11 protein-coding genes are annotated in these 10,349 nt (G+C 46.0%); 1 reads left to right on the forward strand and 10 read right to left on the reverse strand.

Going from position 1 to position 10,349, the window contains the following annotated elements:
- Positions 1-3 precede the first annotated feature (3 nt).
- A complete protein-coding gene (locus tag Q4E64_RS02865; RefSeq protein WP_303166140.1) occupies positions 4-1,584 on the reverse strand; it encodes a glycosyltransferase family 39 protein in 1,581 nt (526 codons plus the stop codon).
- 81 nt (positions 1,585-1,665) lie between these two features.
- Positions 1,666-2,040 carry a hypothetical protein gene (locus Q4E64_RS02870; protein WP_303166142.1) on the reverse strand — a complete coding sequence of 125 codons (375 nt, stop codon included), beginning with the start codon at positions 2,038-2,040 and terminating at the stop codon, positions 1,666-1,668.
- Positions 2,041-2,092: 52 nt separating this feature from the next.
- Here Q4E64_RS02870 and Q4E64_RS02875 point away from each other — a divergent pair, with 52 nt between their 5' ends.
- Positions 2,093-3,154, forward strand: a complete 1,062-nt coding sequence (locus Q4E64_RS02875; protein WP_303166144.1) for a Fic family protein — start codon at positions 2,093-2,095, stop codon at positions 3,152-3,154.
- Positions 3,155-3,306: 152 nt separating this feature from the next.
- Here Q4E64_RS02875 and Q4E64_RS02880 read toward each other — a convergent pair whose 3' ends face one another.
- The 8 genes from Q4E64_RS02880 to Q4E64_RS02915 all read right to left on the reverse strand — a co-directional run bounded on the left by Q4E64_RS02880 (position 3,307) and on the right by Q4E64_RS02915 (position 10,308).
- Positions 3,307-4,602: a cell wall metabolism sensor histidine kinase WalK gene (locus tag Q4E64_RS02880; RefSeq protein WP_303166145.1), complete on the reverse strand. Its 1,296-nt coding sequence runs from the start codon at positions 4,600-4,602 to the stop codon at positions 3,307-3,309.
- Entirely contained in the window at positions 4,592-5,257 is a 666-nt protein-coding gene (locus tag Q4E64_RS02885; RefSeq protein ID WP_303166146.1) for a response regulator transcription factor, read from the reverse strand. Before Q4E64_RS02885 ends, Q4E64_RS02880 begins: the two co-directional genes overlap by 11 nt.
- A 217-nt stretch (positions 5,258-5,474) precedes the next feature.
- Positions 5,475-5,981, reverse strand: a complete 507-nt coding sequence (locus tag Q4E64_RS02890) for a hypothetical protein (protein ID WP_303166147.1) — start codon at positions 5,979-5,981, stop codon at positions 5,475-5,477.
- An 84-nt stretch (positions 5,982-6,065) separates the two neighbouring features.
- Positions 6,066-7,193: a hypothetical protein gene (locus Q4E64_RS02895; RefSeq protein WP_303166148.1), complete on the reverse strand. Its 1,128-nt coding sequence runs from the start codon at positions 7,191-7,193 to the stop codon at positions 6,066-6,068.
- Between the two features lie 111 nt (positions 7,194-7,304).
- Positions 7,305-8,237, reverse strand: coding sequence for a hypothetical protein (locus Q4E64_RS02900; protein ID WP_303166149.1), 933 nt, complete (start codon positions 8,235-8,237; stop codon positions 7,305-7,307).
- A 36-nt stretch (positions 8,238-8,273) separates the two neighbouring features.
- Entirely contained in the window at positions 8,274-8,930 is a 657-nt protein-coding gene (locus Q4E64_RS02905) for a hypothetical protein (RefSeq protein ID WP_303166150.1), read from the reverse strand.
- Positions 8,931-9,339: 409 nt separating this feature from the next.
- Complete coding sequence (locus Q4E64_RS02910; RefSeq protein WP_303166151.1) at positions 9,340-9,729, reverse strand: hypothetical protein; 390 nt, start codon at positions 9,727-9,729, stop codon at positions 9,340-9,342.
- A 54-nt stretch (positions 9,730-9,783) separates the two neighbouring features.
- Complete coding sequence (locus Q4E64_RS02915) at positions 9,784-10,308, reverse strand: NAD(+) diphosphatase (protein ID WP_303166152.1); 525 nt, start codon at positions 10,306-10,308, stop codon at positions 9,784-9,786.
- Between the last annotated feature and the right edge of the window lie 41 nt (positions 10,309-10,349).

The raw sequence follows: 10,349 nt of genomic DNA on the forward strand, positions 1-10,349 counted from the left end.
TGCTCAACTGCGCCACAGCTGCCATTGCCCGGCCTGCCCCGCCAGCTTGCGCTTAGCGCAGCCTTGCTTAGCCAGGCCGTCGGAATCCTTTGCGCGCGCGATTATCCAGCGGCAGGAATTATTTTCCCACAAGGTATACGGCATAACGTTTTTGCTGCTCCAGGAATTATTCTTCGGCAGGTAAGCCGCCTCGTCCTTTTGGTACAGCAGCTTCAGCAAACGGCTGTCGCTGTAGAATACGGCGGACGTGGGATACGCGCCGTACACGCACGCCGTTTCAATCTGCTTATCGCGCAGCAGCAAGCCCAGGCCTTTAGCTGAACGCATCTCGCTTAAAGGAACGGCCAGCCCCGCCGTCAATCCCAAATAAAACATCAGGCACACCGCGCCCACGCCCATAGCGCGGCGTCCGTTAAAAAACAGAATCACAAAGAACAGCAGCCCCACAATCAGGCTCAGCGGCAACAGGAACAGCTCCGTAATCGGCACTATGCCCTTATCCTGCACATACCAGGCCGCGCCCAGCAGCAGCACAAAGAACGCTTCCAAAAAGAAACAATAGCCCTTGGTAAAACAACGCTCGCCCTTTTCCGCCAGCAGCTTGCCTATCAGAAGCGACGCCGGGAAGAGCAGCGGATAGGTATACGTAATATATTTAGTCGCCATGCACTGGAAGAAAACGAAAACGACAACAGCCCACAGCATCAGGAAGCCTTCCTGCGGTTTAATCTCCCAGCCGTCTTCGCCGCAGTAGCTGCGCACCATAGCAGGCAGCAGCCCGCTCCAAGGGAAGAAGGCCAGCAAATTGACCAGCGCGTAATAGTAAATAACGTCGTCCTTAGGGTGTTCCGATACCGAAGCGCGCAGGAAATTATGCACGCCGAAAAAGGTATTGATAAAATCCATGCCGTGCTGATGATACATAAAAACATACCACGGCGCGGCGACAAGCGCTAAAAGCGCCGTACCGCTAAACAAACGGCAGCGAGTCAGCACGCGCCAATCGCGCCGCCACAGGAGGAATAAGGTGATAATCAGCCCCGGCAGCAGCACGCCGACAGGTCCCTTCGTCAGCACCGCCAGCGCCGCGCTGACGTACATTACATACCAGTCGGCCGCCTTACCGTCGCGATATCCCAAATAGAAAAACAGCAGCGTCGCGCTGAAAAAGAAAAACAGTACCGCATCCGTAATAACCGATTTGCTGATGAGGAAAAATTCCACGCTGCTCAAAAGCGCCACGCCGCTGTAAAAGCCGACGCGCTCGTCGTACAAGCGCCTACCGCCCCAGCAAACCAGCCCCAGCCCCGCTAAGCCGAATACGGCGGGAAATAACCGCGCGCCAAATTCCGTAAAGCCGAACAGCTTAAAGCCCAACGCCGTCAGCCAATAAAACATTATCGGCTTGTCGTACCAATAGCGCCCGTAAATTTGCGGCGACAGCCAATCGCCGCTCACAACCATTTCTTTAGCCGTCAGCGCGTAATTGGATTCCACGCTGTCGGTAACAAGCAGGCTGCCGTTGCAAAAAAACAGCAGCAATACGGCAGCCAGCCACAAGCCCAGCCAATACTTACTCTTCATAAAAATCCCCCTTAATAATCGCTGCATTATGCGCTCATTATAACCAAGCGTTCTTAATCGATTATTAAGAGGGTGTTCATTTTAATTTAAGCTAAGCTCAAAAACAGATTTTGGAGTAAGCAAGGTGATATCACTTATTTCGTTGATATCAAAACTGCCTTTATATAGATTGGTCACTGTAATTTGTAAGCGATGGTTAAAGTGTACCCCTTGTTGTCTACCTTCTTTATCCCTTTTTCCACAAATAAATCGCTCAGATTGCACATATTGGACACCTCGCTTTTCAGATTTGTGGTCATGGTGATGTTGAAGCCTTTGCTTATTAGTTTCTGCTTTTGGGTATGTGGTATCCCAGCAGGCAGCTCTGCTATGATTGTGGTTATAAATTTGCCGGGACGAAGGATCTGTCAGTTCGTGAGGCGGATGAGAGGTAAAGCCGAAAAATATCTCTATCAAGAAAATTGCTATCTCCATCATTTAGTGTTAAAATGATGGAGATAAAATAAAAATGAAGGAGATAATTATGAGACATTTTGATTACAGGAAAACTCCTGAAAAACTGTTGAATATGGAGATAGTACAGATGCTTGGGCGTATTCATGAATATAAGGGAAAACAGGAGCTTTTTATTGAAGCGAATAGCGACGAATTAAAAACTCTGCTTGATGTTGCACTTATCCAGAGTACAGGCGCGTCAAACAGAATTGAAGGTATTTATACAAGTGATAGGCGTTTGGAAGAGTTAGTCAGCCAAAAATCTGAACCCAAGAATCGTTCTGAACAGGAAATTGCCGGGTATCGTGAAGTTTTGGCAATAATTCATGAAAGTTATGAATATATCGCTGTCCGTCCTAGCGTTATTTTGCAGCTGCACCGGGATTTGTATTCCTTTTCGCAAAGTGCGATAGGTGGCAGATATAAAAATTCTGATAATGTTATTGCTGAAACAGATGCTAATGGTAATCAGAAAGCAAGGTTTATTCCGGTTCCTGCATTTCAGACTGAGGAAGCGATGAATGAACTTTGCAGCAATTTCTTTGAAGCATGGGAAAAAGATCGTATAGATAAGCTGTTACTTATTCCTATGTTTATTTTAGATTTTCTCTGTATACATCCTTTCAATGATGGTAATGGGCGTATGAGCCGCTTATTGACTCTTTTGCTTTTCTATAAGGCCGGTTATATAGTTGGCAAATATGTAAGTATAGAAATGCTTATTGAAAAAACAAAAGAAACTTATTATGAGGTGTTACAATCGAGTTCAAGCGGTTGGCATGAGAACGAAAACAGTTATGAGCCATTTATAAAATATTACTTGGGCGTAATATTGAAAGCATATGATGAATTTGAGAACCGGGTGGGACATTTGATTGATCGGAAGCTTTCTAAACCTGCTCGGATTAAAGCCTTATTTAATAATAAAATTGGAAAGATAACAAAAAAAGAAATTATGGAATTTTACCCGGATATCAGCAAGGTAACTATTGAAAGGACTTTGACAGAACTTGTAAAGAGCGGCTATATTACAAAAGTTGGGTCTGGCCCGTCTACAGGATATGTACGGTTGTGAGCTGTTGGTAGTTCACTATAATTTACTCGATGGAACCTTCAGGAAACTTTGAGGTATCTTGCATGAAAAAAGGCTGTCACATCGACGAAGCTCTATCGTCAGGTGTGACAGTCTTTGGTTATCGATAGTCCCTTTTGTATTTTTAATTTAAGCTAACCGCAAGCATTAGTCGGCAAAAGCACTTGCACAATCGTGCCGCGCGGCGTATTATCGAGCAGCTTGATGCTGCCGTGATGCTGCCGCCCTATGGCCTGCGCCAGCGACAGCCCCAACCCCAGGCCGCCCTGACTGCGGCTGCGCGCTTTATCCACGCGGAAAAAGCGGTCGAAAACCTTCTTTTTATCATCGTCGCTGATGCCGCAGCCCTCGTCCCGCACCTCCATGAGCAAGTAGCCGCGCTGCATAGCCACCCGCAGCGTCACCGCCGTACCGGAAGGCGAATATTTACTGGCGTTATCCAATAATATTACCAGCAAGCGGGTCAGCGCCGCTTCGTCGCCCATAATGCGCAGGCCGCCGTCGATTTCCGTCAGCAAGGTCTGCCCTTTGGCGGCGCACACCAGCTCCAGCTTCTTAGCCGCCCGGCGGCACAGCTCGCTCATATCCACGTCCGCCATAGCCGCGATCAACGCGCCCTGGTCGCTGCGCGCCAGCTCCATCAGATTTTCCGTGAGCCGCGTCATGCGCAAAGTTTCATCGTGAATCATGGCGAGCGATTCTTTAGCAAAGTCGCTGTAACAGCTGTCTTCGTCCTCCTGCAAGCTTTTGATAGCCAGCCGGATTACGGCCAGCGGCGTGCGCATTTCATGGGAAGCGTCGGCTGTGAACTGCTGCTGTTTGGCGTACATGCGGCTGACCGGCAAAATCGTGCGCCCCGCCAGCCAATAGCCGAAGAAGCAGGCCGCTAAAAACAGCGCCGCGGCGACGCATAAAACTTTAAACAACGTATTGAAGGCCGCCGTATAATAAAATTCTACGTTTTTAAACATATACAGGCTGCCAATTCTTTCGCCCCCGCGATCAACCGGAACCACCGCCGCCAAATAACGGTAACGCGACGCGACGTCCTCGCCCACGCCGTGCATGCGCAGCAGCCTCGTTGAATTAAATTCGCGCGGCCAATCGTTGCGATGATTACCAATAGCGCGGCCCTGCGGCCCGCTGCCCAACTGGTCCAGAATAACCGTTTTGCCGTCGGTTCCCACAAAATACGCCAGCATCCGCCCCTGCCTGATCGCGTCGTTGGAGCAGGGAGCTTCGCCGCTGTTCAGCCATTCTTCCACCTCGTGGTGCGCCTGAGTAACCAGGCCTTGCTTTTCGTGGTCCAAAATCGCCCACCAGATGAAAGCGTAAGCGGCCGCCACCACAAACAAAATCAACGCCGCAAAAATACCCGCGTAAATACAGGTCATGCGGCGGCGCAAATTTTCCACCAGTTTATTCCACATAATAGCCAACTCCGCGCATCGTTTTGATTAGCTCCTCGTTGTTCAGCTGGGCTATTTTTTTGCGCAGCAAACGGATATGCACGTCCAGATTATTATCCGTAACGTCGCTGTCAATGCCCCAGATGCGGTCCTGCAGCACGGCGCGGGGAATAACCTGCCCCTTGTTGCGCAGCAAAAATTCCAGCAGTTTGTATTCGCGCGGACGCAGCTCCACGCGCTTATTTTCATAAACGAGGCAATAAGTCGCCGCCTCCAGAGTATACGCGCCGCAGGTCAGATTATCGGCGACGTACTGGTCGTGACGGCGGCACAGGGCGTGCAGCCGCGCCGTCAGCTCTTCAACGTCGAACGGTTTGACGAGGTAATCGTCCGCCCCGGCGTTGAGCCCCTGCACCCTGTCGGCCACCGCGTCCCGCGCCGTCAGCAAAAGTATTTTGCCCTGGTATTCTTCTTCGCGCAAGCGCTTGCATAAATCGAGCCCGCTAAGCCGCGGCATCATCCAGTCCAGCACCGCTACGTCGTAGCCGTCGCTGTAAATTTTTTCATAAGCCGCTTCGCCGTCCTGCACCCAATCGACAGCAATGTTACGCTTGCGCAGCAAAACGCTCAGTAGCTTGCCTAAATTCAAATCGTCTTCAGCTAATAAAATTTTCATAGCGTTATCCTCCCGCTGATATTATACCACAGTACAGCTTATCAGCTTCAGCTTAATTGTAGCTTAACTTTGAAAAATTTATGTTGGGCATGACAAAACAATATAGACCTACTGAGCACAAAAAATCCGCGCAGCTTACAAACTCCTGCGCGGATAACGGTTCTTTTAAATTTTTAGCTTGCCGCTCCTTACTTGGAGCGATAAATCACTTTTAGCCTTACCAACGAAAGCTATTGATTGACTGCGTTATTAATTCGGCATAGCCGTCTACCGGCAAGGTAATGGCCGCTATGTTGTATATAAATTTACCATCCGGTACGCTTTCCATAATAAATACATAACCTTTACCGTTTCTTTTGAAAGCGAATAAAGTGAAATAAGCGTCATGGTTATTCAGCGTTACACGCTGCTGCGACACAATCTCCCCGTCCATAGCAGCCGCCGCTTTAGACCCATACTCAAACAACCATTCTCCCAATCTATCGTCTGCGACCGAAATATCTGCTCTATTTGCCATTATAATATTAATCATAGCAAATTCGTCTTTTCCATGAAAAATCATAGGAAACTTGATTTCCGGATTGATTCTGAAAGTATCTGGAATCAGAATACTATAGCCGTATTCCGTATTCCTGTATTGTGCTAACGACTTAGCCGCCGCCCAGCAGGGCAGACTAAAAAATAACGCGCATACTAAAACCAGCGCCTGTATCTTTCGTTTCATCCTCTGCTCCTCTTATCAATAAAAACGCTACGTTATCCGCCTATTTTTGAATTGAAGCGGCTTTATCAAAAATCCATCAAAGCGTTACAGTTTATATATCTTTTCAATGCGAATTTTATCTTCATCCTTTGTTTTAATCCAAACCGTATCCGGCTTTCCATTTTCTATCGTATAAACGACTACCGCAGGATATATTTCTTCAAAAGTATCATTGATTCCCATTGTTTTAGTTAACAAGTCCAATAAACCTTTTGCCGGTTTTTTCCTGCCTATCCAAAGCTTGCACACATAATGCTTGGACGTAGGCGCGGAAGCTTCCGTCTGCTTATTCTGTTTTTCAGCTTGAAGCCGCATTTTTTGCAAAACCAAGCAGCCGTCATGCAAGGTCCCTGCGCCAAAATATTTTGCCAGCGCAGCGTTGACTCCTTTCCTAATACGTTTAGCAAGCTGTTTTTCTTCTTTAGAAAATTTTGGGATTGCTTCTTCAGCATTGAATATATAATCGTCATCTAACAGCTCTACCGGCAGAATTGAAGTTAACTTAACGTCGTATGCAGCCTTGTCTAATTTAAAGCTGGTTAAAGACGCTTCTGCTAATCTTTTATCTTCCTCTTCATTATTTAATTTATTCTGCGCAGTATCGTCGGTTTTCTGATTATTAGCAGGCTGCTCATAAGGATTCGCCATATTATATACATCTTTAAATAACTCTCTGTAATATTCTCTTAATTCGCTATAACTTTCTTTTTTTACTTGTTCTGCAATTTCGGGAGGGGCCTCAGAAATGTCAAAATCTTCATTTATTCCATTATGATTTAAAGCAACTTGTAAAATTCTTTCTGCTTTTGCAAATAATTGCTCCGGCGTCCCAGGGCCATAATATTGCCGCGGATCCCATCGGTTATATTGCTCAATATATTCTTTAGGATATTTATAATGAACTTGTATAGTTTCGGCTCCATATTGCCTTTGAGTACCCAATGTTATCCATGCAGAATCAACGTACCCAATGCCTTGATTATACAAATATAAACTTTTTTGGGGACATAACGCTATAGTATATGATACTGTTGGCATAGAGTCAACAGTCACATTGCATGCGCTGGCAGCATTAACAATAAACATACCACCCAATGTTAAACCCAATAATTTTTTTGATAATCTCATCATAACGGCTCCTTTCCTTTTTCCAATTACTTTATTTTTCATCATACGCAGTACCGTCCATTCTTCCCCACGCTATTCATAAACGAAAGTAAGACGACAAAATTTTACACGCATCACTCTACTCAAACGGCGTTATTATTTCTCTTCTGCGCAGCTTCAAATATTCCATTCGTCGATTGACTGCAGGTATTCTTTTACTACCGCCACTTCATCTAATGTTCCATTTTTTATCACAGGATTTCGAGCTAATTCGCTAAAATAATGCCATTGATTATTGAACCTATTATGCATTATCAGGTTACTGCCCGCATCATATCCTCTCGTTTCAAGTCTTAATCTTTGATTAGGATAATCAACAATATATTCAATCACAGCAAAAGGATACTGTATGTTTCTCGTCCAACGACAAAAACGTAATTCCCCATTTTGAATCCTAATGGAATTGGTAGGAATAAACGATTCACTACTCTCGCTATATTTTTCATACGCAATTATCTCTCTTTTATTCGCAGCTATGCGCTTAGCATGCTCTTCCATGGCTTTTCTTTCGCGTTCCTTACGTTCTTCCTCTTGGCGGCGATATTCGCGCTCCTCCTCCTGACGGCGTTCTTCTTCCTTTCGCTTTTCTTTATAAGCAAAGTCGTTCTTTATTTTGTATTTATCCCTAAAAATTTTAGCGTTATCTTCAAACTCCTTATACAATCCTAGAATTTTAGCAACATGACCATCCTGATTCTCGCTGTCGAGCATGGCGCAAATAATCTCAAGACGTTTGCTCTCATTCATATATAAAGATTTCACTTCATCTGCCAGCTGCTTATCCTTTGCCAGCCTCAAACTGTCTATACGAGTAGCCAGCTGCTCCTGCAGTTCCTTACTTTCCTTGCGTCCCAGCTCCCAATAGCCGCGGCCTTTAGAGGTATCAACAAGTATTTGGTCAATCTTCGTTTCGTTAGCGTCCAAAACTGCAAAATATTCCTGCGGCGTAATTTGCTTGCCCCCGCAGCCCGCTATAAGCAAAACGCTGCAACATATCGTTAAACACCATAAAAAAATCGTACCTATCCCTTGCCGTCTGCTTTTCATCATCTATCACCTGCCCTTAAAATACTTCTATTACCTCGCTTACTTAAAGCCTTCCTTACTAGCAGCAGCCGTCGTCGCTATTTGCCAAATTTGCAAAAAAGTCTGCGTTAAGGAGCTGTAATTTTTCATATCAGCCAGCGCCGCCCGCAATGAAATGTATTTGACGCCTTGCTTGCGCAAAAAAGCATTTTCGTCGGGAACAATATAAATTATTTCAGCTTCATCACGAAACTTTTCCTGAGCAGCTTCCACACGCTGTGCCTGCTGAGCGTAGCGTTTTTTATTGCCTTTGACAATTTCCATATAATCCCCATACGTCTCGGAAAATTCACCGGCTTCGGCCAGACTCCGGTATTTTTCAAGTTGTTCTCCTTTCACAGACCCTTTGTCTGTTTTCAATTCCACTAAATACATTTTATCGGCGCAGCTCAGCAAATAATCAATACAAAAAGAGCGCTTATTATCTTTGTCTATATCAACACGATGGCTAAGTATAGGATATTCCTTAACAACAAATTTAAAATCTTCGCAGTTCTCTTTGCCCAAAGCTTTACTTACAAGTTCCACGACTATTTCCGGCAATAATAACGTATCGAAGACTACTTCTGCTTTAAATCTAGGCGTTCCATAATCAATCTTTAATTGCTCCAGAAACCTTTCCCAATATTGTTTATTTGCCAATACATTTTCATACATTTAATCCACCTCCGCAAACACTATATGATTATCGTCAAGATTCAGCAAATTATCGCTAAATTTTTATCTTCTTTCAAAAAGAATTATATCACCTCGTCCCCCCCAATCAAGCTAAAATCCGCATTGAGCGGATTTTATTTGAGCGCTGACGCGCTTACGATAAACTAGCGTCTTAAAGCAAATTACTAGTCATTACAAATCCAGTTTTGCCAAAAATTTTTAGAATAAATCTTTTAAGTAAATTTTTTGCCGCAATTTTTAGGCTAAGAAAAAAAGCTGCCTGCGTCAAAAACGCAAAGCAGCTCCAAAACATCAAACGCCCCGGCGCTGTCTGCACAGTGCGCTGGGGCGTTATTTTTATAAAATTTTTCTTCAGACAACGCTGCGTTACGGGAAAAGCAAACCCCTTTTACTTATACCTGTTCAGTTCCACCAGCAGCTCGCCGTAAACGCCCTGCTTATCAGCCAGCATCAGGTTCAAGGCCCACATCCTCTGACCGATATCGTCCTGAGTACGCGCGGCCTGCAAGGGCCGCCGTCCTGCCTTAAAGAGCAAAATCCCCTCGCCCTCCAGCAGCAAATACATATCGTCGCGGCAATAAGCCTCCAGGCCCGCGTCGGCAAACAGCACCGTCAGCATCAGCATATCGTCCATGCGCCAGCATTCCAAACGGTAAGCGCGGCCGTCGCTGAGTTTGCCGGTTTTATAGCCCACGTCCATAACGCCGTCTTCGTCAGGCTCATAGGGCGAAGGCACATAATCCACCCGGCAGGGAGCAGGAAAATTTTTAATCAGCATAGCAAATACTCCTTTTAACATTGCGCAAGGCGCGTTTACATTATTTTTTAACCGTTAAATATTGCAGCGAGCGCCTTCAGGCTGTTTTTGCGCCTTTAAATATTGCGCCAGCATGGTATGGGTAATGTTGCCGACAGGATAAACCTTCTCCAAGGCCTGCGCCGCCGGCAGCCACACGGCTTCGTCCACCTCGCCGGACAGCGTGAAGTCTGTTTTTTCAGCCTTGGCCATAAAGCCCAGCAGCAGCATTTGCTGGTCTTCCACCCAGTGGCTGCAAATAAAATGCAGGCTGCGCGCCGTAACGCCAATTTCCTCCCGCACCTCGCGCACGGCGCAGGCTTCGGCCGTTTCGCCGGGCTGCACATAGCCGGAAACAAAATTATAATAGTCGCTGGACAGATATTTTTGCTTGAGCAAAGCGACTTCGTCCAATTCGTCGACCACCATGGTAATCGCCACCACGGGAAAAATTTCAAAATAAGGCTTATGGCAATGACTGCACCAAGGCGTCGTCCCGTCGTCGCCGAAGGGACGGCTGTCCAGCCGCCTGCCGCATTGAGGACAATAAAAAAACTGCATAAGCGTCTCCTCAAAATTACTTGTTTACAGCAAAGCGCCCC

The organism is Phascolarctobacterium sp. (assembly GCF_030531065.1).
Classification (GTDB): Bacteria; Bacillota; Negativicutes; order Acidaminococcales; family Acidaminococcaceae; genus Phascolarctobacterium_A.

Coding starts and splice junctions, on each gene's coding strand:
- Q4E64_RS02915 (WP_303166152.1), bottom strand. CDS start 10,308: ATGCAGTTTTTTTATTGTCCTCAATGCGGCAGGCGGCTGGACAGCCGT.
- Q4E64_RS02875 (WP_303166144.1), top strand. CDS start 2,093: ATGAAGGAGATAATTATGAGACATTTTGATTACAGGAAAACTCCTGAA.
- Q4E64_RS02905 (WP_303166150.1), bottom strand. CDS start 8,930: ATGTATGAAAATGTATTGGCAAATAAACAATATTGGGAAAGGTTTCTG.
- Q4E64_RS02895 (WP_303166148.1), bottom strand. CDS start 7,193: ATGATGAAAAATAAAGTAATTGGAAAAAGGAAAGGAGCCGTTATGATG.
- Q4E64_RS02890 (WP_303166147.1), bottom strand. CDS start 5,981: ATGAAACGAAAGATACAGGCGCTGGTTTTAGTATGCGCGTTATTTTTT.
- Q4E64_RS02885 (WP_303166146.1), bottom strand. CDS start 5,257: ATGAAAATTTTATTAGCTGAAGACGATTTGAATTTAGGCAAGCTACTG.
- Q4E64_RS02900 (WP_303166149.1), bottom strand. CDS start 8,237: ATGATGAAAAGCAGACGGCAAGGGATAGGTACGATTTTTTTATGGTGT.
- Q4E64_RS02910 (WP_303166151.1), bottom strand. CDS start 9,729: ATGCTGATTAAAAATTTTCCTGCTCCCTGCCGGGTGGATTATGTGCCT.
- Q4E64_RS02880 (WP_303166145.1), bottom strand. CDS start 4,602: ATGTGGAATAAACTGGTGGAAAATTTGCGCCGCCGCATGACCTGTATT.
- Q4E64_RS02865 (WP_303166140.1), bottom strand. CDS start 1,584: ATGAAGAGTAAGTATTGGCTGGGCTTGTGGCTGGCTGCCGTATTGCTG.